This window comes from Actinophytocola sp., from assembly GCF_035712165.1.
GTDB lineage: Bacteria > Actinomycetota > Actinomycetes > Mycobacteriales > Pseudonocardiaceae > DASYTH01.
The window spans coordinates 1-23,486 of the sequence record NZ_DASTBH010000573.1 but is presented as its reverse complement, the minus strand read 5'-3'; the positions used below and the strand labels follow the sequence as shown (position 1 = coordinate 23,486).

23 protein-coding genes and 1 tRNA gene are annotated in these 23,486 nt (G+C 70.9%); 8 read left to right on the top strand and 16 right to left on the bottom strand.

What is annotated here, in order from left to right:
• Window positions 1-5 precede the first annotated feature (5 nt).
• Genes VFO68_RS33675 through VFO68_RS33655 form a run of 5 tightly spaced genes read right to left on the bottom strand, consistent with a single transcriptional unit; the run spans window position 6 to window position 4,030 of the window.
• On the bottom strand, window positions 6-1,310 hold the full coding sequence (locus tag VFO68_RS33675) for an NADH-ubiquinone oxidoreductase-F iron-sulfur binding region domain-containing protein (RefSeq protein WP_325162483.1): 1,305 nt from the start codon (window positions 1,308-1,310) through the stop codon (window positions 6-8).
• Entirely contained in the window at window positions 1,307-1,870 is a 564-nt protein-coding gene (locus VFO68_RS33670) for a ferric reductase-like transmembrane domain-containing protein (RefSeq protein ID WP_325162482.1), read from the bottom strand. The genes VFO68_RS33675 and VFO68_RS33670 overlap by 4 nt, the downstream gene beginning before the upstream one ends.
• Window positions 1,867-2,790, bottom strand: a complete 924-nt coding sequence (locus VFO68_RS33665; protein WP_325162481.1) for an FAD:protein FMN transferase — start codon at window positions 2,788-2,790, stop codon at window positions 1,867-1,869. The genes VFO68_RS33670 and VFO68_RS33665 overlap by 4 nt, the downstream gene beginning before the upstream one ends.
• Window positions 2,787-3,155 (bottom strand): hypothetical protein, encoded by a 369-nt coding sequence (locus tag VFO68_RS33660; RefSeq protein ID WP_325162480.1) that lies wholly within the window; start codon window positions 3,153-3,155, stop codon window positions 2,787-2,789. Before VFO68_RS33660 ends, VFO68_RS33665 begins: the two co-directional genes overlap by 4 nt.
• A gap of 2 nt (window positions 3,156-3,157) precedes the next feature.
• On the bottom strand, window positions 3,158-4,030 hold the full coding sequence (locus VFO68_RS33655; protein ID WP_325162479.1) for a hypothetical protein: 873 nt from the start codon (window positions 4,028-4,030) through the stop codon (window positions 3,158-3,160).
• An 82-nt stretch (window positions 4,031-4,112) separates the two neighbouring features.
• Here VFO68_RS33655 and VFO68_RS33650 point away from each other — a divergent pair, with 82 nt between their 5' ends.
• Window positions 4,113-4,769: an aminodeoxychorismate/anthranilate synthase component II gene (locus VFO68_RS33650; protein ID WP_325162478.1), complete on the top strand. Its 657-nt coding sequence runs from the start codon at window positions 4,113-4,115 to the stop codon at window positions 4,767-4,769.
• A gap of 6 nt (window positions 4,770-4,775) precedes the next feature.
• On the opposite strand, the gene pknB is transcribed toward VFO68_RS33650, so the two are convergent.
• The 7 genes from pknB to VFO68_RS33615 all read right to left on the bottom strand — a co-directional run bounded on the left by pknB (window position 4,776) and on the right by VFO68_RS33615 (window position 14,322).
• Window positions 4,776-6,755, bottom strand: a complete 1,980-nt coding sequence (pknB, locus tag VFO68_RS33645; RefSeq protein ID WP_325162477.1) for a Stk1 family PASTA domain-containing Ser/Thr kinase — start codon at window positions 6,753-6,755, stop codon at window positions 4,776-4,778.
• Window positions 6,756-6,829: 74 nt separating this feature from the next.
• The gene (locus tag VFO68_RS33640; protein WP_325162476.1) at window positions 6,830-8,272 is read right to left on the bottom strand and encodes a serine/threonine-protein kinase; all 1,443 of its coding nucleotides are present in this window, start codon (window positions 8,270-8,272) and stop codon (window positions 6,830-6,832) included.
• Between the two features lie 2 nt (window positions 8,273-8,274).
• The gene (locus VFO68_RS33635; protein WP_325162475.1) at window positions 8,275-9,768 is read right to left on the bottom strand and encodes a penicillin-binding protein 2; all 1,494 of its coding nucleotides are present in this window, start codon (window positions 9,766-9,768) and stop codon (window positions 8,275-8,277) included.
• Window positions 9,765-11,225: an FtsW/RodA/SpoVE family cell cycle protein gene (locus tag VFO68_RS33630; protein ID WP_325162474.1), complete on the bottom strand. Its 1,461-nt coding sequence runs from the start codon at window positions 11,223-11,225 to the stop codon at window positions 9,765-9,767. Before VFO68_RS33630 ends, VFO68_RS33635 begins: the two co-directional genes overlap by 4 nt.
• The gene (locus VFO68_RS33625; protein ID WP_325162473.1) at window positions 11,225-12,652 is read right to left on the bottom strand and encodes a PP2C family protein-serine/threonine phosphatase; all 1,428 of its coding nucleotides are present in this window, start codon (window positions 12,650-12,652) and stop codon (window positions 11,225-11,227) included. The genes VFO68_RS33630 and VFO68_RS33625 overlap by 1 nt, the downstream gene beginning before the upstream one ends.
• Complete coding sequence (locus VFO68_RS33620; protein ID WP_325162472.1) at window positions 12,649-13,101, bottom strand: FHA domain-containing protein FhaB/FipA; 453 nt, start codon at window positions 13,099-13,101, stop codon at window positions 12,649-12,651. The genes VFO68_RS33625 and VFO68_RS33620 overlap by 4 nt, the downstream gene beginning before the upstream one ends.
• A gap of 96 nt (window positions 13,102-13,197) precedes the next feature.
• A complete protein-coding gene (locus VFO68_RS33615) occupies window positions 13,198-14,322 on the bottom strand; it encodes a DUF3662 and FHA domain-containing protein (protein ID WP_325162471.1) in 1,125 nt (374 codons plus the stop codon).
• A 112-nt stretch (window positions 14,323-14,434) separates the two neighbouring features.
• On the opposite strand from VFO68_RS33615, the gene VFO68_RS33610 reads away from it, so the two are divergent.
• From VFO68_RS33610 to VFO68_RS33600, 3 genes are all read left to right on the top strand, one after another.
• Window positions 14,435-14,517: transfer RNA gene (locus VFO68_RS33610), tRNA-Leu, on the top strand.
• Between the two features lie 475 nt (window positions 14,518-14,992).
• A complete protein-coding gene (locus VFO68_RS33605; RefSeq protein ID WP_325162470.1) occupies window positions 14,993-15,613 on the top strand; it encodes a hypothetical protein in 621 nt (206 codons plus the stop codon).
• A gap of 2 nt (window positions 15,614-15,615) precedes the next feature.
• Window positions 15,616-16,236, top strand: coding sequence for an NAD(P)H-binding protein (locus VFO68_RS33600; protein WP_325162469.1), 621 nt, complete (start codon window positions 15,616-15,618; stop codon window positions 16,234-16,236).
• Here VFO68_RS33600 and VFO68_RS33595 read toward each other — a convergent pair.
• On the bottom strand, window positions 16,225-17,547 hold the full coding sequence (locus VFO68_RS33595; protein WP_325162468.1) for a D-arabinono-1,4-lactone oxidase: 1,323 nt from the start codon (window positions 17,545-17,547) through the stop codon (window positions 16,225-16,227). The genes VFO68_RS33600 and VFO68_RS33595 overlap by 12 nt on opposite strands.
• 73 nt (window positions 17,548-17,620) lie before the next feature.
• Here VFO68_RS33595 and VFO68_RS33590 point away from each other — a divergent pair, with 73 nt between their 5' ends.
• The gene (locus VFO68_RS33590; protein ID WP_325162485.1) at window positions 17,621-18,835 is read left to right on the top strand and encodes an amino acid deaminase/aldolase; all 1,215 of its coding nucleotides are present in this window, start codon (window positions 17,621-17,623) and stop codon (window positions 18,833-18,835) included.
• A 16-nt stretch (window positions 18,836-18,851) separates the two neighbouring features.
• On the opposite strand, the gene VFO68_RS33585 is transcribed toward VFO68_RS33590, so the two are convergent.
• The gene (locus VFO68_RS33585; RefSeq protein ID WP_325162467.1) at window positions 18,852-19,475 is read right to left on the bottom strand and encodes a TetR/AcrR family transcriptional regulator; all 624 of its coding nucleotides are present in this window, start codon (window positions 19,473-19,475) and stop codon (window positions 18,852-18,854) included.
• A 70-nt stretch (window positions 19,476-19,545) separates the two neighbouring features.
• Between VFO68_RS33585 and VFO68_RS33580 the strand changes: the two genes are divergently transcribed.
• The gene (locus tag VFO68_RS33580; RefSeq protein WP_325162466.1) at window positions 19,546-20,211 is read left to right on the top strand and encodes a rhomboid family intramembrane serine protease; all 666 of its coding nucleotides are present in this window, start codon (window positions 19,546-19,548) and stop codon (window positions 20,209-20,211) included.
• Between the two features lie 283 nt (window positions 20,212-20,494).
• Here VFO68_RS33580 and VFO68_RS33575 read toward each other — a convergent pair whose 3' ends face one another.
• Window positions 20,495-20,839 (bottom strand): hypothetical protein, encoded by a 345-nt coding sequence (locus tag VFO68_RS33575; RefSeq protein WP_325162484.1) that lies wholly within the window; start codon window positions 20,837-20,839, stop codon window positions 20,495-20,497.
• Window positions 20,840-20,852: 13 nt separating this feature from the next.
• Window positions 20,853-21,128 carry a hypothetical protein gene (locus VFO68_RS33570; RefSeq protein ID WP_414635619.1) on the bottom strand — a complete coding sequence of 92 codons (276 nt, stop codon included), beginning with the start codon at window positions 21,126-21,128 and terminating at the stop codon, window positions 20,853-20,855.
• Window positions 21,129-21,295: 167 nt separating this feature from the next.
• Between VFO68_RS33570 and VFO68_RS33565 the strand changes: the two genes are divergently transcribed.
• Complete coding sequence (locus VFO68_RS33565; protein ID WP_414635617.1) at window positions 21,296-22,669, top strand: helix-turn-helix transcriptional regulator; 1,374 nt, start codon at window positions 21,296-21,298, stop codon at window positions 22,667-22,669.
• Between the two features lie 14 nt (window positions 22,670-22,683).
• A partial coding sequence (locus tag VFO68_RS33560) for an aminoglycoside phosphotransferase family protein (RefSeq protein WP_325162464.1) occupies window positions 22,684-23,486 on the top strand: 803 nt, incomplete at its 3' end.

Sequence of the window (23,486 nt, the reverse complement as noted above, 5' to 3'; positions counted from 1 at the left end):
CCTGGTCATCGCCATCCCTCGTTCGGACTCGGCGGGGCCGGCACCGGCAGCATCGGCGGGCGGTACAGCCCGGCGCAGCCCTGGCCGTAGGTGTGCCGTTCGACGCATCCGGCGAACACCCGCAGCGCCGTGTCCACCAGCTTGATCACGCCGTCCGGATGCCCGCAGGCACCCCGCCTGTTGATCATCTTCATGCGGAACTGGAGCCGCTCGAGCGCGGCCCGGTCCCGCGCCCAGGTCACCCTGGCCAGGTCGTCGGCGATGGCCGGCAGGCCGTTGAAGCACGGGCCGCACTGCCGGGCGTTCTGCGAGGCGAGCCAGGCCGCCACCCGGACGGTCTCGACCAGCCCGCAGGCGCCGATCGGCAGCGCCAGCACCACACCGGCGCCCGGCGAGGCGTGCAGCGGCCGCAACGCCTCCGGGGTGAACGGGGCGGCCAGCACGCTCGGCGACACCCAGGCGCCGCCGTAGCCGCCGAGCAGCACGCCCTGCAGCGGTTCGGTGGGCCCGCCGGCCATCCGCAGGATGTCGTTGCCGGTCACCCCGATCGGCAGCTCGTACACCCCGCGGGAGCGCACCGCCCCGCTCACCGTGAACAGCGCGGTGCCGGGCGCCTCGGCGGTACCGGCCATCCGGAACCAGTCGGCGCCGTGCCGGGCGATCAGGCCGAGGTGGGCGAACGTCTCCGTGTTGGACACCAGGGTCGGCTTGCCGCCCACGCCCTCGCGGTAGGCGGACACGTCCCGAGGCTTACCCTCCCCGCCGCCGACGAAGTTCGCCAGTGCGGTGGACTCGCTGGAGACGTACCAGCGCGGCGGCTCCATGACCGTCACCGACAGGCCGGCCGCGGCGCCGCCCCACTCGGCCCCGGCCCGCTCGGCGATCGCCGCGGTGATGCGCCGGGCCAGGCCGGTGCCGCGGTGCACGCAGACGGTGACCTTCGATGCCCCGACCGCCAGCGCCGCGAGCTCCGCGCCATCCAGCACGAGGTGCGGGGCCATCCGGAGGAGCAGCTTGTCCTTGCCGGCGGCCGGTTCGCTCTCCGCGCCGTTCACCACGACGTGTGCGGCGCCGGCAGCCCGGCCGTTCTTGGCCACGGTGGACAGCTTGCGTCCGGTCGGAAACCACGCACCGCCCCGGCCGCGCAGGCCGGCGGCGCTCACCGTGTCGATCAACCCGCTCACCGCGCCCAGCGGCAGCGGGCCGTTGACGGCGGCGTGCTCGGCCAGGCTGGCGGGCCGCCCGGTGTTCAGCCAGCCGGCCAGCAGCCGGGGCCTGCCGTCGTAGCGCAGAAGTTGGGGGACGGTCATATCGGTCTCCTGACTGCGACCCGACGCCAGCCGGCCACCCGGTACACCCCGGCGGCGACAACCATGAACACGGACAGCGCGGCCACGACGAGCACCCACAGCCGGTCGGTGCCGATGCCGATCGTGTGCGCGAGCGCGACCGGCCAGGCGAGGTAGGCGAGCCAGTGCACGGCCCGCCACGCGGTGCGGGACAGCCGGGTGCGGAGCAGGCTGGTGATGATCAACACGAGGATCACGTCGAACGCGATCGAGCCGAGCCCCAGCCAGAACGGCAGGTAGCTGGACACGAACGGCACCACGGCGTCGATCGGGTCGATCTTGACGTACCGGTCGAGCAGGATCGTGATCACGTGCGCGAACACCATGCTGACCGCGATCAGCGACACGCTGCGGTGCAGGCTCTCGGTGACGAACCGGGGCCAGGACGGCGACCACACCCGGCCGGCGGTGAGCAGCCCGAGCGCGAACGTCACGGAGAACAGGACCAGCGAGATGAAGCCGCTGGCTCTGGTGAGGTACCAGTAGGTGCTCTCGCTGAACAGCGGCGCGGCGGTGATCACGCGACCTCCCGGGTGGACAGGGTGGCCGCCGGCCAGCCGGCGATCGCGGTGACGGTGCCGTCCGCGGCGACCAGCCGCGCGGCCAGGTCCCGCTCGGCGAGCCAGTCCGGCGCCGCGTGTCCGAGGACCAGGGCGGCGGTGGCGGCGGTGTTGGCGGTCAGGCAGTCGGGCGCGGCGACCGACACGTAGCGCCAGATCCGCCGCGCCGGCAGGCCGGTCGCCGGGTCGAGCACGTGGTGCAGCACCGCGTCGGCCCGCCGCCAGGTGCGCACCGTGGTACTGGAGGTGGCCAGCCCGCCGGAGCGCACCGCGACCACCTGCCCGCCGGTGCTGATCGTGTGGTCCGCGGTCACCCGCACCCGCCAGCCGTCGGCCGGCGCAGGCCCGGCGACCGCGAGATCACCGCCGAGGTTGACCAGGACGCCGCAGCCGAGCCGGTCGGCGATCGTGTTCGCCGCGACGTCGGCCGCCCACGCCTTGGCGGTGGCGCCGAGGTCGAGCGCGACCCCGCGGGGCAGCGTGACCGAGCGGGTCCGCGGCTCCAGCACGATCTTCCGCCAGGCCGCCAGGGGCCGCACCGGGCGCACCCGGCGAGCCGAACTCGGTGGCACGTCGGCGAAACTGCGGTCGTACCCGATCGCGATCATGGACCGGCCCAGGGTCGGGTCGACCAGACCGTCGGTGTCCTCGGCGGCCCGCAGCGCCACCCGCAGTGCGGCGAACAGCACCGGGTCCACATCGGACCCGCCGCCCACTCTGTTCACAATGGACAATTCGGAGTCGTCCCGGAACCGGCTGCAGGCCAGGTCGAGATCGGCCAGGAAGGCCCGCAGCAGCGTGTCCGCCTCGGTGATCGCGGCCGGGTCGGTCACCAGCAACTGTGCGGTGGTGCCGATGGCGGGGAAGGACGTCTTGCTCATGACCCACCCGACGTGGTCTCTTCGTCGCCGGTCGAGCTCTCCGGCTTGTCCGTGTTCGCCGGCGGGGGCGGTGCCTGCTCCTTCGGCGCCGGGGTCGGCTGTTCCTGTTGCTGCGGTTGGGGTTGTGGTTGCTGGGGCTGCTCGGGCTGCGGCGCGGGCGCCTTCGTCGGCGAGCTGGCCGGCGCCTTCTTCGACTTCTGCCCGTAGTCGGTCTTGTTGTTCGGCTTCGGCGGCGGCGCCGCGTAGGCGATCCCGGCGCCGATGCCCAGTGTCGCGGCCACGCTCGTGGCGATGACGCCGACCGTGATCCGGTTTACCCGGCGCTGCGCGGCGTCGCGGGCGTTCGGGTGCAGTTGCCTGACCATCGTCATCTCCGATCGAGGGCCGCGCGGGCGGTCCGGGCGGCGGTGAGCCCCTCCATGGCCGCGGCGCGGGCGGCCTCGAACTGTGCGTCGGTGGTGGCGCCGAGCAGGATCGCCTCGGCCTCGCCGTGCAGTGCCGCGGCGGCGTTGCGCGCCTCGTCGCCTCCGGGCAGCTCGGCCAGTTCCGCGCCGAGCCGGGCGACCAGCGCGATCGCGTCGTCCCGGTGGGCGGTGGCCGCGCCCCGGGTGCGCATCCTGGTCAGCAGCACCAGCGTCGTGGCCGCCAGGGCGACCAGCCCGATCCCGCCGAGAATCCAGGGCAGCAGCGTGCCGGTGTCGTCGGTGCCGGCCGTCGCCACGCCGCCACCCGGGTCGTCGGCGTACCGGTCGCCGCGGGTGCCCTCGCTCGGACAGCGTGCCGCGGACCGGATCGTGGCCACGAAGTCGGTGAGCGGCTTGGTGATGTCGCTCGGTGAGTCCGCGCCGGGGTTGGCGTCCAGCGCCGTCTCGTTGGTCTTGATCGCGTCGGTCGCGGCCTGGCCGGCGACGCCCTTGCAGACCACCTCGGAGCCGGCGTAGAAGTACCGGCCGGAGATCACCGCGATGGTGTTGCCGGGCAGGTCGGCGGACAGCCGGCGGGGTATCGCCGCGACCTCGCTGACGCTGTCGATCTCCGGCAGCACGGCGATCTTTATGGGCTCGTCACCGATCGCCCGGCGGACGGCGTCGGCGTCCAGGTGCCGGTTCGCCCCCGGGGCCAGGTAGACCGAGTCGCCGCGCAGTGCCGCCGCCGCGTCCTCGACCGGCCCCGCCGCCGCCCCGGTTCCGCTGAGCAGCACACACCCGGCGACGACGGGTAGCACGAATAGCTTGCGCACCAGAACCCTCCAGCGATTGCTTCTCAGCCTTCACACGGTCGCTGGGGCCAGACGGTTCACCGGGGCCGGTACCGTTTGGCCAATGCGTGTACTGGTGGTCGACAACTACGACAGCTTCGTCTACAACCTCGTCCAGTACCTGGCCCAGCTCGGCGCCGAATGCGTGGTGCGCCGCAACGACGACCCCGGGCTGACCGGCCCGCAGGCGTTGTCCGGATTCGGCGGTGTGCTGGTCAGTCCAGGCCCGAGCACCCCGGAGCGAGCCGGGTTCAGCATCGACGTGATCAAGCGCTGTGCCAGCGAGAACCTGCCGGTGCTCGGGGTCTGCCTCGGCCATCAGGCGATGGGCGTGGCCTGGGGGGCGACCGTGGACCGGGCGCCGGAACTGCTGCACGGCAAGGTGAGCATGGTCCACCACGACGGCGCCGGCGTGCTGGCCGGGCTGCCCGACCCGTTCACCGCCACCCGGTACCACTCGCTGACCGTGCTGCCGGAGACCATCCCGGCCGATGTGTTCGAAGTCACCGGCCGGACCGAGTCCGGGGTCGTGATGGCCATGCGGCACCGGGAGCTTCCGGTGGAGGGCGTGCAGTTCCACCCCGAGTCGGTGCTCACCGACGGCGGGCACCGGATGCTGGCCAACTGGCTCCGGGTGTGCGGGCACACCGTGCCCGAGCCGACCGTGGTCGAACTGGAGAACGCGATGCGTGCGCTGGCCGAGGCGGCCGCCCACCCGTAGGGCGAGCTAGCCGCCCAGCCGGCCCACCCGCACGTTCACCGTGTCGTTCTGGTCGATCTCGGTGCCGGGCGGCAGTTCCTGCTCGGTGATCCGGCCGACCTCGCCCGGGTCGTCCGCCGGACCGTCGACGGCCCGCAGCTCACCGGTCCAGCCCCGGCCGCGCAGCGTGTCCCGGGCCTCGTCGGGCCGCATGCCGACCAGGTTGGGCATCCGGATCTTCTGCTGGTCGCCCTTGGACACGCTCAACGTGATCGTGGTGCCGGGCGCGGCCCTGCCGCTCTTGGGACTCTGGTCGACGACCGTGCCCTCGGGCTGGTTGGACGAGACGTCCTTGCGTTCGACCTTGAAGCCCGCCCCCTCCAGGTTGGTCTTCGCGGTGTCGAACTTCTGGCCGGTCAGGTCGGGAATGTTGACCTTGTCCGGGCCCTTCCCGATGCTCAGCGTGATGGGCGAGCCCGCCTGCACCGCCTGACCGCCCGGCGGGTTCTGGTCGGCCACCTTGCCGATCAGGTTCTCGTCGTCGGTCTCCACGGTCGACGGGTTGGGCGCGACGGTGAACCCGGCGTCGGTCAACGCCTTGGTCGCCTCTTCGAGGGTCTTGCCCTTCACGTCCGGAACAGGGACCTTCTCCGGCGCGGCCCCCACCGTCAGGACGATCTTGTCGCCCTTCTTGACCTGCGTGTTCGCCCCCGGCTCGGTGCCGATCACCTTGCCGATACTGTCCGGCCCGCAACTGCCCGGGCTGCCGTCCGGGTTCGCCTGGCACGGCTTGAGCTCGCTGGTGACGTCGGTGAAGCCCTGCTCCCGCAGCACCTGGGTGGCCTGGGTCTGGGTCTGCCCGATGACGTTGGGCATGCTCACCGTCTCGCTGGGTTTCTCGGTGTTGTCGAACACCAGGCTGGCCAGCCAGGCGATCACCGCGATCAGCGCGAGCGCCAGCACCGTGATCAACGCCACGGTCCAGGCCTTGCGCCGCTTGCGGCGCCGCTCCTCGTCCTCGTCGTCCTCGTACGGGTCCCGGGGGTCGTAGTCGGTGGCCACAGCCGCCGGGCGGTGCCGGCCCGCGGCGCGCGGGTCTTGCGCGCGGTTGTTGGTCATCACGGCGGTGCGGTCGTCCTCGGTCATCACCATGGGCGCCATCGGCCGCTGCCCGGAGAGCACCCGGACCAGGTCGGTGCGCATCTCGGCGGCCGACTGGTAGCGGTTGGCCGGACCCTTGGACATCGCCTTGAGCACCACGGCGTCCAGCGCCGGGCTGACCCGGCCGTTGAGCGCCGACGGCGGCTTGGGGTCCTCCCGGACGTGCTGGTACGCCACCGCGACCGGCGAGTCGCCGGTGAACGGCGGCTCACCGGTGAGCAGTTCGAACAACACGCAGCCGGCGGCGTAGACGTCGCTGCGGGCGTCCACCGCCTCGCCGCGGGCCTGCTCCGGGGAGAGGTACTGAGCGGTGCCGATCACCGCCGCGGTCTGGGTCACCGCGGCCTGGCCGTCGGCCACCGCCCGGGCGATGCCGAAGTCCATCACCTTGACCGCGCCGTTGCGCGTGATCATTACGTTGGCCGGCTTGACGTCGCGGTGCACGATGCCGTGCCGGTGGCTGAAGTCCAGCGCCGCGCAGACGTCGGCCATGATCTCCATGGCGCGCTGGCCGAGCAGCGGACCTTCGGTCTTCACGATGTCCCGCAGGGTGCGCCCGTCCACGTACTCCATGACGATGTAGGGCAGCGGGCCGTATCCGGCCCGGGTCTCGCCGGTGTCGTAGACGGCGACGATCGCCGGGTGGTTGAGCGCGGCGGCGTTCTGCGCCTCCCGGCGGAAACGTTCCTGGAACTGCGGGTCGCGAGCGAGGTCGGCACGAAGCACCTTGACGGCGACCTCGCGCCCCAGGCGGACGTCGCGCCCCCGGTGGACCTCGGACATGCCGCCATAGCCGAGCGTATCGCCCAGCTCATAGCGGTTTGAAAGCAGTCGCGGTGTGGTCATCGGTGGGCCGTCTCAGCTCCTCGTATCGGCGCGTGTCCCATCATGCCTGGTTTCCGGTCCCCATAAGTCCAGGTTCAGCCAGGCGGTGCGTTCTGGCGGCACCGGATCGTCACCTCGGAGCCGGTCGGCGTGTCGCCGGCCGGCGTGACCTGCGTGACGATGCACGTCTCCATGTTCTGCGGTGCCTCTCCGGTCAGCGTCACCACCCGTGTCGTCAGTCCGGCATTATTCAGCTCGACCACGGCATACCTGGCCGAGCGGGCCACGAACCGCGCCGGGTCGACGTTGATCAGACCCCCCGGTTTGCCGCCCGGACCTCGGGGAAAGCCGGACTCGCGGGGTGGGTTCCCCGGCTCGGAATCGGTGCCGGCCGGACTGTTGACCGACGTGCCCGGCTCGGGACTGCGCTGATTATCCGTATTGCCGTCGGACCGTAACAGCGCAGGGATCCCGAGCGCGGCGACCACTATCAAAGCGGCCAGCATGACAACGAGCAAGACCCACAGCCAGGTCCGGTTGCGCCGGACCGGGGGCGGCGGACCTACCGGGAAGCCGCCGGAACCCGGCAGGCCAGGCGGCATGCTGGGCGGACCGAGCGGAACGACGTGGGGATGTGTGCCGGTCGTCACGCCGGCCGGGTTGACCGGGGCCAACGCCCGCGGCACCGGCACGGGCAGCGGCCGGCCGGTCCGCACCGCGGCCACCGCGGCAGCGAACTCCGCCCCGCTGCCGTACCGCTGCCTCGGGTCCTTCACGAGTGTGGCCTCGATCACGGCCCGGGCGTGCGGGGGCACGTCCGGCGGCAGCGGCGGCGGAATGTCCCGGATGTGCATCATGGCCACGGTCACGGCGTTCTCGGACAGGAACGGCCGGTGGCCGGCCAGGCACTCGTAGCCGACCACGGCCAGCGAGTACACGTCGCTGGCCGGTTCGGCCTCGTGGCCGAGCGCCTGTTCCGGGGCGATGTAGTGGGCGGTGCCCATGACCATGCCGGAGCGGGTCACCGGGGCGGCGTCGGCGGCCTTGGCGATGCCGAAGTCGGTGAGCTTCACCTGCCCGGCCGAGGTGACCAGGATGTTGCCGGGCTTGACGTCGCGGTGCACGAAGCCGCGCTCGTGGGCGGCCTGCAGGGCCATGCCGGCCTGCTCAAGGATGTCCAGGGTGGCGTCCGCGGTCAGCCGGCGTTCCCGGGCCAGGACGGCCGCCAGCGGCTCGCCCTCGACCAGCTCCATGACCAGGTAGGCGGTGTCCTTCGGGCCGTCGACCACGCCGGCCGTCTCGCCGTAGTCGTGCACCGCGGCGATCCCCGGGTGGTTCAGCGACGCGGTGGTCCGGGCCTCGGTGCGGAACCGGTGCAGAAACTCCGCGTCACCGCACAGCTCCGGCTTGAGCACCTTGACCGCGACCCGCCGGTCCAGCCGGGTGTCGGCCGCCTCCCAGACCTCACCCATGCCGCCGACGGCGATGCGCCTGGCCAACCGGTACCGGTCGGCCAGGAGCTGCCCGGACGTCAGCATCGTCAGATCCCCCCGGCCAGTGCTTCTCTGATCGTGGCGCGGCCGATCGACGCGGCGTCGCGGCCGCCGGTGGCGGCCACGTCCCGGCTCTCCACCACCACCGCGACCGCGATCTTGGGGTTGTCCGCCGGAGCGAATGCCACGTACCAGGCGTAGGGGGGCGTGTTCTTCGGGTCGTTGCCGGTCTCGGCGGTACCGGTCTTGGACGCGATGGTCAGGCCCGGAACCTTGCCGGCGCCGCCGGTGTGCTCCTCGGACTTGATCATCATGTCGCGCAGCGCCTCGGCGTTGCGGGCCGACATGGCCCGGCCGACCGAGTCCGGCTCGAGGTCGGAGATCTCGTCCAGGTCCGGCGCCTGCACCTGCTTGATCAGCTGCGGACGCATCAGCAGCCCGCCGTTGGCGATGGTGGCGACGATCATCGCGTTCTGCATCGGGGTCAGGCGCACGTCGCGCTGGCCGATGCCGCTCTGGTACAGCGCCGGCCCGTCCACGATGTTGAGGCAGTTGCCGTCCCGGCGCGGCCCGACGCAGGACTGCGCCACCGGCATCGGCACGGTCAGGTCGGCGTCACCGATGCCGAACAGCTGGGCCTGCCGGCGCAGCTTGTCCTCGCCCAGATCGTGCGCGAGCTGCGCGAACGCGGTGTTGCAGGACAGCTGCAGCGCGGTCTCCATCGACGCGGTCTGCCCGGACCCGCACGGCCGGTTGTTGTAGTTGGACAGGTCGGTGTTCGCGTTGATCTTGATGCTGGATGCCGCCGGCAGCTGGGTGTTCTTGTCCTTGCCGTCCTCCAGCGCGGCCGCCGCCACCACCAGCTTGAACGTCGAGCCGGGGAAGTAGCTCTCCGACACGGCCCGGTTCAGCAGCGGCTTGCGGTTGTTCTTCTCGTCGCGCACCTGGTTGTAGGCCTGCTCCTGGGCGGCGGCGTCGTGCGCGGCGAGCTGGTTGGGGTCGAACGACGGCGTGCTCACCATCGCCAGGATCTCGCCGGTCTGCGGCCGCAGCGCGACCACCGCCCCGTTGAAGTCCCGGGCGCTCAACCCGTCGAAGGCCGCCTTCTGCGCCTGCGGGTTGATGGTGACCACGATGTTGCCGCCGCGCGGGTCCCGGCCGGTGATCAGGTCGGACAGCCGCCGGACGAACAACCGGTCGTCCGAGCCGTTCAGGATCGAGTCCTCGGTGCGCTCCAGCCCGGTCGCGCCGTAGCGCACCGAGTAGAAGCCGGTGACCGGGGCGTAGAGCGGGCCGGCCGGGTACTGGCGCAGGTAGCGCAGCCGGTCGTTGGTCGGCGTGACCGAGGCCAGGATCTCCCCGTTGAACTGGGACTGGATCCGGCCGCGCTGACGGGCGTACTCGTCGAAGAGCACCCGGCGGTTGCGGGCGTCGGCCCGGTAGTCGTCGGCCTTGACTATCTGGATGTAGGTGGCGTTGGCCAGCAGCAGCACGATCATGGCGAGCATGGCCAGGCCGACCCGGCGAAGTGGTGTGTTCATGACTGGGGCCGCTCCACCATCACCGTGTGCGCCTCGGCCAGCGGAGCCTGCGTCGCCGGCTTGGGCCGGGCGCCGGTCTGGGGCCGCCGGGCGGCGTCGGAGATCCGCAGCAGCAGGGCGATCAGCACGTAGTTGGCCAGCAGCGAGGAGCCACCGGCGGACAGGAACGGAGCGGTGATGCCGGTCAGCGGGATCAGCGTGGTCACTCCGCCGACCACCACGAACACCTGCATGATCAACGCGAACGCCAGGCCGCCGCCGAGCAGCTTGCCGAACGTGTCGCGCACCGCGAGGGCGCTGCGCATGCCGCGCATGGCCAGCACCGTGTACACCAGCAGCAGCGCGGCCAGGCCGATCAGGCCCAGCTCCTCGCCGATCGCCGCGGTGATGAAGTCGCTGTTGGCCAGCGGCACCATGTCCGGCCGGCCGGCGCCGAGGCCGGTGCCGCCGACCCCGCCGGTGGCGAACCCGAACAGCGACTGGGCGATCTGGAAGCCGCCCCGGTCGTAGTCGGCGAACGGGTCGAGCCAGGTCTGCACCCGTTGCTGCACGTGGCCGAACACGTTGTACGCGATCAGGCAGCCGCTGACGAACAGGCCGAGCCCGACCACCACCCAGATCACCCGCTCGGTGGCGACGTAGAGCATCACCAGCAGGATGCCGAAGAACAGCAGCGAGGTGCCCAGATCCTTCTCGAACACCAGCACGCCGACCGAGACCACCCAGGCCACCAGGATCGGGCCGAGATCCCGGGCCCGGGGCAGGTCCACGCCGAGCACCCGCCGCCCGGCGGCCATGAACAGGTCGCGTTTGGACACCAGGAACGCGGCGAAGAAGATCAGCAGCAGGATCTTGGCGAACTCACCGGGCTGGATGGAGAAGATTCCGATCCGCAGCCAGATCTTCGCGCCGTTGATGGTCGGCGCGATCAGGTCCGGCAGCAGCGCCGGCAGTGCCAGCAGCACCAGGCCGACCAGGCCGAACATGTACCCGTACCTGGTCAGCGTGCGGTGGTCCTTGACCAGCCGCAGCACCAGCAGGAACAGCCCGAGGGCGAGCACCGTCCACAGGATCTGCTTGGGCACCTGGTTGCTGACCTCGGTGTTGGTCTGCACCGCGCGCTCGGCGTAGGCCAGGTCCAGCCGGTAGATCACCACCAGGCCGATCCCGTTGAGCAGCGCGACGCACGGCAGGATCAGCGGGTCGGCGTAGGGCGCCCAGGTCCGCACCGCCATGTGCGCCACGGCGAACACCGCGAGGTAGGCCAGCCCGTACCAGAGCACGCGCAGCGTCAACTGCTGTTCCTGGTTCGCCTCCACCAGCATCAGCGCGCCGGTCACCAGTGCCGCGGCGAACGAGAGCATGAACAGTTCGGTGCCGCGCCTGGTCGGAGCCGACCGCTCCGCCGAGGCACCGCCCTGCCCCGCAACCGCAACCGGAGCCGCCGGTTCTGCCATCAGCCGCCGCCCTTGTCCCCGTCATGCCTCTTGCGGCAGTTGAACCCGGGAATCGGCTCAGACTTGCCCGGCGGCAGCATCGCCGTCGTGGACGGGTCACCGGCCGGCGTCGAGGCCTGGGTCGGCACACCGGTGGGCGCGGGCAGGGTCGACGGGGCGGTGGTCGCCGAGCCCTCCTGCCGCCGGGTGTACTCGTCGCAGCTGGGCAGGCCGTACCTGCTGCGCAGCTCCTGGATGAACTCGCGGGCCTCGCGGATGCTCTCGAAGCTCTCCGTGCCGGACCGCACCGAGTCCTGGCCGGCCGCCTGCAGATCCTCGACGTAGCGTTTGTCACACACCGCGCCCGGATCGCAGGATCCCTCGACCTGGCTGTTGAGCGAGATGCCCAGGATGCTGCCGCGCACACCCTGGAAGATCGCGATCTCCCCGTTCTCGCCCTCACCGACGAAGTACTGCCGGTTCACCGCGATGATCCCGGCCACCGCGCCCGCCGCCACCAGCATGCCCAGCACCAGCAGGATCACCACCAGGCGGATCCGCTTGCGGCGCTTGATCCGCGGGTCCGGCGGCTCCTCGGGTGGATCCACCCGCACCGGCTGGATCCGCGGCGCGGTGATCGCCCCGGCCCGCGCGGCCGGCGAGTCCGGCGGCGGCTGCTCGTCGGCGCTGTTGCCGGCCGCGCCGCCGACGATCGGCGCGTCCTCGCCGAAGTCGACGTCCACCACGTCGGCGATGATCACGGTGACGTTGTCCGGGCCACCGCCCTTGAGCGCCAGCTCGATCATCCGGTCGGCGCAGGCCTGCGGGTCCGGGATCTGGATCGCTTCGCTCAGCGTCTCGTGGGTGACCACGCCGGACAGCCCGTCGGAGCAGAGCAGGTACCGGTCGCCCGGCCGGGCCTCGCGGACGGTCAGGTTCGGCTCGATCTCGTGCCCGGTCAGCGCCTTGAGCAGCAGCGAGCGCTGCGGGTGGGTGGCCGCCTCGTCGTCGGTGATCCGGCCCTCGTCGATCAGCGACTGGACGAACGTGTCGTCGTGGGTGATCTGCGCGAAGGTGCCGTTGCGGCGCAGGTAGGCCCGGGAGTCGCCGATGTGCACCAGGCCGATCCGGGTGCCGCCGAACAGGATCGCGGTGAGCGTGGTGCCCATCCCGTCCAGCTCGGGGTCGCTGGCCACCAGTTCGGCGATCGCGCTGTTGCCCGCCTGGGTGGCGTCCCGGAGCTGGCTGAGCAGATCCTCGCTCGGCTCGTCGTCGTCCAGCGGCGCGAGCGCGGCGATGACCACCTTGCTGGCCACCTCACCGGCGGCATGCCCGCCCATCCCGTCGGCCAGCGAGAGCAGGCGGGGACCGGCGTACACGGAGTCCTGGTTGTTGGAGCGGACCAGGCCCCGGTCGCTGCGGGCGGCGTAGCGGAGAACAAGGGTCATGAGCGCAGCTCGATCACCGTTTTACCAATTCGGATCGGGGCGCCAAGTGGCACCCGCAGGGGTGCCGTGACCTTAGCTCTATCCAGAAACGTGCCGTTCGTCGAGCCCAGATCTTCGACGTACCAATCGTTTCCCCGAAGCGAGATGCGCGCGTGCCTGGTAGACGCGAAGTCATCGTCCAGTACCAGAGTGGAGTCGTCCGCCCGGCCGATCAGGATGGGCCGGCCGTCCAGGGCGATCCGGGTGCCCGCCAGAGCACCGTGGGTGACCACCAGCTGCCGCGGTGCCTTGCCGCGCTTCATCGCCGAACGCCGGAACCCCGGTACCGCCACCCGCAGCCCGGCGGCCGCGTAGAGATCCGAGCGGACCACCCGGAGGCAGGCCAGCACGAACAACCAGAGCAGGGCGAGAAACCCTGCTCTGGTCAACTGCATGATGAGCTCAGGCACCGCTTGCGAACGCTCCCAGCCGATCTGTGCCGATTCTAGGGTGTGACGCAGCGGACGGACCGGTGGCCCGCCCGCTTCGCCGAAAGCTTGTGCTGGTCAGCCCTGGGTTCGGAACACCAGCGAGGAGTGTCCGATCCGCACCACGTCGCCGTCGGCGAGCTGCCAGGTCTGCACCGGGGTGCCGTTCACCGTCGTCCCGTTGGTCGAGCCGAGGTCGGCGAGGGTGGCACTCTGCCCGTCCCAGGTGATCTCCAGGTGCCGCCGGGAGACCCCGGTGTCCGGCAGCCGGAAGTCGGCATCCTGGCCGCGCCCGACCACGTTGCCGCCCTGCTTGAGCGAGTAGGTGCGGTTGGAGCCGTCGTCGAGCTGCAGGCTGGCCTGCAACTGGCGCGGGCCGGTCTGCACCGCGGGCGGGGCGTAGCCCTGCTGGGCGTACGGGTCACCACCTGGCGGGTAGCCGCCGGGCTGGCCGTAGCCGCCCTGCTGCCCGTAGCCCTGGTCGTAGCCGCCCTGCTGGCCGTAACCCTGGTCGTAGCCGCCGGGCTGGCCGTAGCCGCCCTGCTGCTGCTGGCCATAGCCCTGGTCGTAGCCGGGCTGCGGAGCGTAACCACCGCCTCCGCCGCCGGGCTGAGGCGCGTAACCCTGCTGGCCGTAGCCGCCCTGCTGCTGCTGGCCATAGCCCTGGTCGTACCCGCCCTGCTGGCCGTACCCGTAGTTGGGATCGTTGCCGTACTGGACTTGGCCGTAACCGTACTGTCCGTACGGGTCGCCATCTGGCGCGTGGCCTGGAGGCTGGCTCATGGATCGGTCTCCTGCGTTGCGAGGTGGTGCTGCGCTGGTTGCCTTCACGTCAGGGTCGACGGTCGAGCGGATTCGAAACTGTCCGGTGTGCAGCGCGTCGGAGCGCTCAAGGGAGACTACGACGTCACCATAGGTGTCCCAACCGTGCTCGGCGAGATGCTCCGCCACACAGTCCGCGAGCAGCGCGGTGATGCGGGCTTCGTCCTCGGCGAAGTTCTGGTGGTCGTTGGGACCCAACTGCACAATGTAGTAGTTGGGAGCCAATAACCGGCCACCGGCGAGCTCGCGGATGTTGCCCTCACCCTCACGCTGCAGCGCCTGTGCCACTTCCTGGGGCACGACGTTGCCACCGAACACACGCGCGAAGGAGTTACCCACCAGGTTCTCGAGCTTGCGGTTCAACCGCTGGCCGATGCCCACGGGCCTCCCTCCTTCGTGTGTTCCTCCGTCGATCGTATCCGGGTGCGGGTGAAGGGACAGAGGGATGTACAAACCCGCCTGATCTGCCCGTGCTACGCTTCCCCGGTCGCTCGGGCGAGTGGCGGAATGGCAGACGCGCACGGTTCAGGTCCGTGTGTCCGTAAGGACGTGGGGGTTCAACTCCCCCCTCGCCCACGATCTCCCAGCCCTCCTGTGTCCGCGGAGAGCGCGGACCTGCGGTCGATCGATCATGTTGGGGGGCCGAGCCCCCCAAGCCCCCCACGGTGCTAGCTCCTCCCGATGCGGGAGGGGCTTTTTGCGTTTTGACCAGCGGGGCTGGCGATCGGGGCTGGCGAATCTTACACAGAATCACCTGGCGAGCACTCTCCGCAAGGGCCAAAACGGTACTGGGTGGAATTACAGATATGTAATTGGTGCGTTTTGGGGAGTGCCGGTTATCGGGGGGATGGGCCGGACGGCAGCACAGTCGGGGCGAAGTTTCCCGGTCGGTTGTCGACCGGTTAACGACGTCTTAGCGCCGGTGGTCGCAGCGGGGGTGTTCTCGTCTCCGATTGAGACCCGCTCACCTGGTACCCCGGAGAGGAACAGGTTCAAACCGGGTGGTGGCGTGCGTCGCCGTTCGGTGGGCGGGAGACGAGAGGGCAGGTTCGTGAGCGGCACAACTGGGCGCACCACTGCTCCGGAGCAACTCAACGCGCTGCGGGCACCACTCGTTCCACAGGTCGAGCTTCCGGCGCCGGTGGATGAGCTTGCCTTGGCCGCGGCCAAGGAGTTGGGCTGGCCGGGGATCGTGCTGCCGGAGATGCGGTTGCTCGGGCGGCGGATCTGCCTGGTGGTGGAGCTGATGACCGAGGCACACGCCGAGCGGATCTGCCTGGGGCAGCTGCCGGTGACCGACCGGGAGAGCGTGGCCACCTGGGTGTGGCCGGAGTTCGCCGGGAAGGTGCCGGAGCCGGCGGTGCGGGTGGTCGGGGCGATCGCCGTGGCCAGGCACTGGCGGACCGGGCTGGCCAACGTGGTGCCGTTCCTGCGCTACGGGGACGCCGCCGTGGTGCTGCCCACCTCCGTGGTGCTGACCAACGACTACCTGGTGAACTGCCTGCCCCGGGCCCGCGGCTACGGCGTCGCGGTGGTGCGGACGGAGCCGGACGCGGCCGTCGACCTGGATCTGCCCGGCCGGGCCGAGCGGGCGCACGCCGGTATCGACGGCATCCACCGCTGGATCAGCGAGTTGGCCTACGACAAGGTCCTGGCCGCCGCGGCGCACTGACCATGCGGGTTGTCATCGCCGGCGGGCACGGTCAGATCGCGCTGCTGCTGGAACGGCTGCTGGTCGACCGGGGCGACCAGGCGGTCGGCATCGTGCGCAACCCCGATCATGCGGCCGAGTTGACCGCGATCGGTGCGCGGGCCGTGGTCCTCGATCTGGAACGGGCCGATCTCGACGCGGTGGCCGAGGTGCTCGCCGGTGCCGACGCCGCGGTGTTCGCGGCGGGGGCCGGGCCGGGGAGTGGCGTGGCGCGCAAGGACACCGTCGACCGGGCAGCGGCGATGCTGTTCGCCGATGCCGCGCAAGCGGCCGGAGTCCGGCGGCACCTGCAGATCAGTGCGATGGGGTTGGACCGGGCCGGTGATCCGGCCGTGGACGAGGTGTTCCGCGCCTACCTGGCCGCGAAGGACGCGGCCGAACGGGATCTGCGGCGTCGGGATTTGGACTGGACCATTCTGCGGCCCGGCCGGCTCACCGACGGTCCCGCGACCGGTCGGGTGGTGCTGGCCGACTCGGCCCCGCCCGGCGCCGTCAGCCGGGCCGACGTCGCCGCCGTTCTCCTTGACCTGCTTGATGATCCGTCCACCGCCGGGCGAACGCTCGAACTGGTCTCAGCCGGCTGATCCGGCCGCCGGGCCCAGAACCCGGTCTATGTAGGGGTTGCTGAAGCGGCCCTCGGGGTCCACCTCGGCCCGCACCCGGGCGAAGTCGTCGAACCGCGGGTAGCGGGTGCGCAAGGTCTCCGCGTCGGCGGTGTGCATCTTGCCCCAGTGCGGCCGCCCGCCGACCGCGCCGGCGATCGACTCGAACAGGTCGAAGTACGCCCGGAACGGCATTCCCACGTACTGGTGGATCGCGACGTAGGCGGACTCCCGGTCGTAGGCGGTGGACAGCCAGATGTCGTCCGGCGCGGCGAACCGCACCTCGACCGGCAGCATGATCGGATCGGCCAGCTTGGCGATCCCGGCGCGCAGTTCGGCGAGCACGTCACGCAATGCCTCCCGGGGCACGGCGAACTCGGACTCCACGAAGTGCACCCGCCGGTGCGTGACGAACACCCGGTGCGAGATGTCGCTGTAGGACCGGGCGGACAGCGCCACGGAACTGAGCCGGCCGAACGGCCGGACCAGTGGCGGGATCCGCCTGCCGATCTTGGCCAGCGTGCCCAGCGCCAGGTTCTCCATCACTTCGTACTCGTAGAACCGGCGCACCGGACCCAGCGGCGCGGGCTCGGCGCCGGCCATCAGCCGGTTGTTGCGCTTGGTCAACGCGTTGCGGCCGTAGGGAAAGTAGTAGAACTCGAAGTGATCGTTGGACTCCCAGTGCCGTTCCAGCGCGTCCAGCACGGCGTCCAGCGGTTCCGGCCGCTCCTCGGCCTTGAGCACGAACGACGGCTCGGTGCGCAGGGTCACCGTGCTGATCACGCCGAGCGCGCCGAGCCCGACCCGGGCCGCCGCGAACAACTCCGGCCGCTCGGTGGCCGAACAGCTGACCACCGAACCGTCGGCCAGCACCAGTTCCAGCCCGGTGACCTGGGTGGCGATCCCGCCGAACGTGGCGCCCGTGCCGTGCGTCCCGGTGGAGATCGCGCCGGAGATCGTCTGCGCGTCGATGTCGCCGAGGTTGGTCATGGCCAGTCCCAGCCGATCCAGGGCCCCGTTGAGCGCGCGCAACGTCGTGCCGGAGCGCACGGTCACCTGACCGGTGCCGGTGTCCGCCGAGACGATCCCGGTCCATCCGGTCAGATCGAGCGCGATCCCGTGCGCGGCGCCGACCGCGGTGAACGAGTGGCCGCTGCCTCTGGCCCGGACGGTCTTTCCGGTCTCGGCCGCGCCGGTGACGGCCTTGCTGATCTCGGCGACGTCCCGCGGCCGGACCACCGCCGCCGCGACCGCCGACTCGGTTCCGGCCCAGTTGCGCCATGCCGTCGACATGTGACCTCCGCCGCGACAATAAGTGAAACAGGTTCACATTTCAAGAAGCTTGACGTACCGTTGGTGCGTGTCCATTTCCGCTGCGCGGGTCCGGCTCGACACGGCCACCAAGCATCTCGATGCGCCGCTGGCCGTAGTCGACCTTGACGCATTCGACCAGAACGCGGCGGATCTCGCGCGCCGGGCCGCCGGTCGGCCGATCCGGGTGGCCAGCAAGTCCATCCGGTGCCGCTACCTGCTCGAGCGGGTGCTGCGCCAGCCGGGCTTCGCCGGCGTGATGGCCTATGCGCTGCCCGAGGCGCTGTGGCTGACCGAGGCGTGGGCCGGCACCGACCTCGCCGGCACCGACATCCTGGTCGCCTACCCGACCGTCGACCACACCGCACTGCGCGCCCTGGCCGCGAACGAGGCGGCGCGCCGGTCCGTGTCGATCGTGATCGACTCCGCCGAGCACCTGGACCTGGTCGACGCCGCGCTCGGCGCCGACCACCCGGAGATCCGGATCTGCATCGAGCTCGACGTGTCCTGGCGGCCCGTGCTCGGCCGCGACATCGTGCACCTCGGAGCCCGCCGCTCCCCGGTGTTCACCCCCCGCCAGGCGGCGGTGCTGGCCAGAGCCGTGACCGCGCGGCCGGGTTTCCGGCTGGTCGGCGTGATGGGCTACGAGGGCCAGATCGCCGGGATCGGCGACGCGCCGGCCGGCCGGTCGCTGCGGGCACCGGTGCTGCGCTGGGTGCAGGAGCGTTCGGCCCGCGAGCTGGCCCGGCGGCGGACCGCGGCCGTGCGGGCCATCACCGACCATGTCGAGTTGGAGTTCGTCAACGGCGGCGGCACCGGCAGCATCGAGACCACCGGCATGGACTCGTCGGTGACCGAGGTGGCCGCCGGCTCCGGGCTGATCGGCCCCACCCTGTTCGACAACTACCGCAGGTTCAGCCCGGCGCCCGCGGTGCTCTTCGCGCTGCCGGTGGTGCGCCGCCCGTCCCGCCGGGTGGCCACGGTGTTCGGCGGCGGCTACATCGCCTCCGGCCCGGCCGGCGCCGACCGGCTGCCCAGCCCGCACCTGCCGGCCGGACTGCGGCTGCGGGACATCGAGGGCGCGGGCGAGGTGCAGACCCCGGTGGTCGGCCGGGCGGCCGACGAGCTGCGGGTCGGCGACCGCGTGTGGTGGCGGCACACCAAGGCCGGTGAGCTCGCCGAACGGTTCACCGAGTACCACGTGATCGAGGACGACCGGGTGAGCCGGGCGGTACCCACCTACCGCGGTGAGGGTCGCTGTTTCGGTTGAGCCGGGCCGGATCTGCCTAACCGAGGTCGCGGTCCAGCTTCCCGGAGAGGTAGGCGCGGACCACCGTGCGCGCCTCGGCGATCACGGTCTCGGTCGGGAAAAGCGCGCGGCGAAAGGCCAGGTTGAGGATGCCGTCGGCGATCTCGATGGCGACCGCGATGGGCAGCCGGACGGCATCGGTCGCCAGCGTGAACCGGGTGGCGATCAGCTCGGCGAGCCCGTCGGCGATCACCGTGTTGTTGTCCCGCTCGTCGGCGATCAGCCGCAGGTCCACCACGTCGCCGAACCGGATCCGGGAGAACCCGGGCACCTCCCGGTACATCCGCACGTAGATGTCGAACGCGATGTCCGCGCCGTCCCACCAGTGCTCGAGGTGCGCCTCGTCGAGCCGGCGCGCCATCTCGGCCATGAAGTGCTCGACGTTGCGCTGGGTCAGCGCCTGCACCACGGCGCGCTTGTCCGGAAAGAACTGGTACAGCGAACCGACCGCCACCTCGGCGCGCTCGGCGATCAGGGTCGTGGTGACCCCGTCATAGCCGAGCTCGTCGATCAGCGCGGCGCACGCCTCGAGCATCTGCTCGACCCGCTTGGCGCTGCGCTGCTGCACCGGCCGGCGTCGTAACGGAACTGGAGTTGCCACACGTTCTCCTCGCGGAAGTCCCTGCGGCAAGCGTAGCGGGCAAGCCGGTCAAGCGGGCTACGCTCCGCGCATGAGCCTGCCGCCGTCCGCCGGCCCGTCCGGCCCGCCGGCCAGCACCGATGACGGATCGCTGGCCAGCCCGCTCGGCCGGGCGGCCACCATCATGCTCGCCGTCCTGCTTCTCCTCTGGGGCGTTGAGCTCATCAACGCCGCCACCGGCCGGGAGTTATCCCTGGCCGGCGGCATCTGGCCACGCGAGCCGGACAGCCTGATCGACATCGCCACGTCACCGTTCCTGCACGGCAACCTCGAGCATCTGGCCGGCAACGCGATGGCGTTGTTCAGCCTCGGCCTGATCGCCGCGCTGGCCGGCCTGAAGCGGTTCACCCTGGTCACCCTGACGATCATCGTCCTGGGCGGTTTCGGGATCTGGCTGTTCTCCCCGACGGACCACCTCACGGTGGGCGCGAGCGGCGTGGTGTTCGGCTACTTCGGCTACCTGCTGGTGCGCGGGCTGATCGACCGCCGCCCGGTCGACCTCGTCGTCTCCGCAGGCGTTGCCCTCGCCTACGGCTACGTGATGTGGACCTCGGTCGGCTTCGGGGTCACCGGCATCTCCTGGCAGGGCCACGTCAGCGGCTTCGTCGGCGGCCTGGTCGCCGCGCTGGTCTTCCGGGACCGCAGGCGCAGGCCCGCGCCGGAACCCAGCACCCTGCCGCCCAGCTTGTCCGGGTAAATCACGGCCCCTGCTCGCGGTTGACGCGAGCAGGGGCCGGAGCTGGAGCCGCGGGCCGATGCCGGTCGGGGGAGGGGGAGTGCTAACAGCACCGACCCGCGGGGTTCTGGGGGATTCAGTTGCGTAGGCGGGAGCGTCCCGCCCGGAATCCTGGCTATTCAGTTGTATGGGGCCGGCGATCCGATTCGTCTCGCTCGGGGGTACGGGCGAACCGGACCGCCGGCCTAGTGACGACCTCTCGGCCGGACTCCGTCCGGGGAAACGGGGGCCGAGGTCGTCGGTTTCACCTGGCGCCAGCCAAACGGCTGGTGGGACGTCCGGCTTCGACCGAATGGCGTGCGGTCTGCTCGGGTGCGAGCCCGCCGGCCACCAGGTGTTCATATGCGGCCCGCCACACCGAGCACGGCGCCTTCTGCTGCCGCCAGCGTGACGAGCACACCCGGCAGTTTCCTCGGTCGTCGGGCTCGTGTGCGGCGAGCAGGGACCGCCAGCCTTCGGTCAGCCGCGGCAGTTCGGATCGGGCGACGGAGAGCAGCGACGGCGCGTCAGCGTGGTTGGCCAGCTCGGTGAGCATGTCGAGACGCTCCCAAACCGCGTCGCGAAGGACCTGTCCGAGTATTTCGTCCACCTGATCGTCACCGTCACCTTTCCGCCTGTTCGGCGGCTTCACGAAGTGCTGCCCGCAGCTGGCCGAGCTGGCCGGCGGTCAGCACCGCTGTCTCACCAGGCGGTCCCACGAGGACAACCTGGTTGCGCTCGACGAGCACGGTGAGGCACCGTTCGCGGTTGATCACGTCTCCGCAGCTGACCCGCCACACCCGGCGGCCCTCCAACTCGAGGGGCGCCGGTGCCGAACGGACCAGATTCACAGCCTCGTTTCCCTCCGTGCTCGTACCCTTACAACCAACTACATTGATGGGCGAGAAACGAGAATGGTCACCTACAGCGCCGATCGGCGGTTGCCCGACGATAAGCGGTCACCGAAGTTCGGTCGCGCCGATCAGGTTCACCGATCGACCCTTCTCGGGGCTCGTGAAGTGCGCATACTCTGCGGTTGACGCCCAGCGGACTGTGAGGGGGCGGCATGAACTCCACAGGATCTCAGGGCTCTCCTATTCCACCGGAGGAGTGGGAGAAGCCTGAGATGCGGACCGCGCTCGCCGCGCGGGAGGTCAGCTCCGTTTATCGGCTGCTGCGACGTACCGGTGTCTCGCAACGCCAGATCGCGGCGATGACGGGCCAATCGCAGTCCGAAGTGTCGGAGATCCTCAAGGGACGTCAGGTCATGGCCTACGACGTGCTCGCCAGGATCGCCGACGGCCTGGGTGTCCCAAGGGGATACATGGGCCTCGCTTACGACGAGGTCACGGCGGTACGCGTCGCCGGGACCAAGGAGGCCTCCGGCACGGAGGAGGACGAGTCGGTGAAGCGTCGGAAGTTCCTGGCGCATGCCGCCGCGGTTGCGGTCGGCGCGCATGTGCTCGGCGACGCGGACTCGGGATCATGGGTGTCCAACCCGGTGTTGACCCCCGCGCCTGGCCGGATCGGGATGACCGATGTCCGCCAGGTCGAGGCTGCGACGCGAGCACTTCGATCGCTCGACTATCAGTACGGCGGCGGCTTCTGCCGCGACGCCGTAGTCGCCCAGTTGTCCTGGGGACAGCAGATGCTCGGCGCCTCCGGCCCCGAGCACGTCAAGAAACGACTTCACGTCGCTCTGGCCGACCTGCACAACCTCGCCGGCTGGACGTCGTTCGACATCGGACTCGTCGACTCCGCGCGCAACCATTTCGGCCGGGCACTCGAGCTGGCCAAAGCCGGCGACAGCGACCAGTTGGTGGCCAACATCCTGTACCGGATGGGACGCGTCTACCTGCACAAGGAAGCGCCGGACGACGCACTGAAGATGTTCCAGCTCGGCCAGATCGCCGCCCAGGAGTCGGGCTCCGAGCTGGCCGTCGCGGTGATCTGCGCCAACCAGGCGTGGGCCTACGCGATGATGGGCCACGAGGAACAGACCATGAAGCTGATCGGCCGGACCCGGGACGAGTGGTCCCGGGCCAACATGTCCGAGGCCGAGGACTGGGTGCGGTTCTTCAACGAGACCGACGTCTACTCGATGATCGGCACGGTGCACACCGTGCTCGCCAGAGGCGGGCTGCAGAAGCACACCCAGTTCGCCATCCCCGCCCTGACCAGGGCGGTGGAGAGCTACGGCGAGGACATGGCCAGGAACAAGGCCTTCAACCTCAGCTCGCTGGCCATCAACCACATGCTGGAGGGCGACATCGACCACGGCGCCAAGGTCGGGAACCAGGCCGTCGACCTCGCCGAGCACCTCAAGTCGTCCCGGGTCCGGGACCGGCTGGTGCCACTGAAGGACGAGGCGGACAAGCGGCGCAACAACACCCAGGCCAGGGAACTTTCGGACAACATCGGCAGGTTGTACGTCTCCTGATCGGTCACTTTGTCATGAGCGCGGAGCCGACACCGGGCCTGGCCGCGGTGGGGGATGGGCACTTCACCAGTGACAAGCTGGCGGAGGCGCTGGCCGACGTCTGCGTGCTGGCCGGACTCGACCCGACCGGGGCCGAACTGCTCCGGATGACCAACAACGCGGTGTACCGGCTGGCCCGGCACCCGGTCGTGGTGCGGATCGTGGCCTCCCGCGGGTTGCGGCACCGGGTGGCCAAGGTGGTTCGGGTGGCCCGCTGGTTCGCCGAGCACGACGTGCCGGCCGTGCGGCTGCTGGCCGGGATCGAGCAGCCGGTGCGGGTCGGCCCGCATCTGGCCACGCTGTGGGAGACGGTGCCGGAGGCCGGCAACCAGCCGCGCGGCCGGGATCTGGCGCGGCTGCTGCGCCGGGTGCACGAGCTGCCCGCGCCGCCGCATCCGCTGCCCACCTGGCAGCCGCTCGACGACGTGCGGCGGCGGATCGACGAGGCCGAGGGGCTCGACGACGGGCACCTGGAGTTCCTGCTGCGCCGGTGCGCGGAGGTGGAGGGCCGGGTGCGCGACCTGGACTTCGCCCTGCCGCCCGGTCTGATCCACGGCGACGCGCATCTGGGCAACCTGATCGCCGGGCCGGACGGGCCGGTGCTCTGCGACTTCGACTCCAGCTGCATCGGCCCGCCGGAATGGGACCTGACCCCGCTGGCGGTCGGGGTGGTCCGGTTCGGGGTGCCGGCCGGGCGCTACCGGGAGCTGGCCCGGGCCTACGGGTTCGACGTCACCCGCTGGTCGGGCTTCCCGGTGCTGCGCGAGGTGCGCGAGCT

Excerpts from the sequence above, each read along its gene's own strand:
- VFO68_RS33675 (WP_325162483.1), bottom strand. The coding sequence starts at position 1,310 with ATGACCGTCCCCCAACTTCTGCGCTACGACGGCAGGCCCCGGCTGCTG.
- VFO68_RS33665 (WP_325162481.1), bottom strand. The coding sequence starts at position 2,790 with ATGAGCAAGACGTCCTTCCCCGCCATCGGCACCACCGCACAGTTGCTG.
- VFO68_RS33660 (WP_325162480.1), bottom strand. The coding sequence starts at position 3,155 with ATGGTCAGGCAACTGCACCCGAACGCCCGCGACGCCGCGCAGCGCCGG.
- VFO68_RS33650 (WP_325162478.1), top strand. The coding sequence starts at position 4,113 with ATGCGTGTACTGGTGGTCGACAACTACGACAGCTTCGTCTACAACCTC.
- pknB (WP_325162477.1), bottom strand. The coding sequence starts at position 6,755 with ATGACCACACCGCGACTGCTTTCAAACCGCTATGAGCTGGGCGATACG.
- VFO68_RS33640 (WP_325162476.1), bottom strand. The coding sequence starts at position 8,272 with ATGCTGACGTCCGGGCAGCTCCTGGCCGACCGGTACCGGTTGGCCAGG.
- VFO68_RS33635 (WP_325162475.1), bottom strand. The coding sequence starts at position 9,768 with ATGAACACACCACTTCGCCGGGTCGGCCTGGCCATGCTCGCCATGATC.
- VFO68_RS33630 (WP_325162474.1), bottom strand. The coding sequence starts at position 11,225 with ATGGCAGAACCGGCGGCTCCGGTTGCGGTTGCGGGGCAGGGCGGTGCC.
- VFO68_RS33625 (WP_325162473.1), bottom strand. The coding sequence starts at position 12,652 with ATGACCCTTGTTCTCCGCTACGCCGCCCGCAGCGACCGGGGCCTGGTC.
- VFO68_RS33600 (WP_325162469.1), top strand. The coding sequence starts at position 15,616 with ATGCGGGTTGTCATCGCCGGCGGGCACGGTCAGATCGCGCTGCTGCTG.
- VFO68_RS33595 (WP_325162468.1), bottom strand. The coding sequence starts at position 17,547 with ATGTCGACGGCATGGCGCAACTGGGCCGGAACCGAGTCGGCGGTCGCG.
- VFO68_RS33580 (WP_325162466.1), top strand. The coding sequence starts at position 19,546 with ATGAGCCTGCCGCCGTCCGCCGGCCCGTCCGGCCCGCCGGCCAGCACC.
- VFO68_RS33565 (WP_414635617.1), top strand. The coding sequence starts at position 21,296 with ATGAACTCCACAGGATCTCAGGGCTCTCCTATTCCACCGGAGGAGTGG.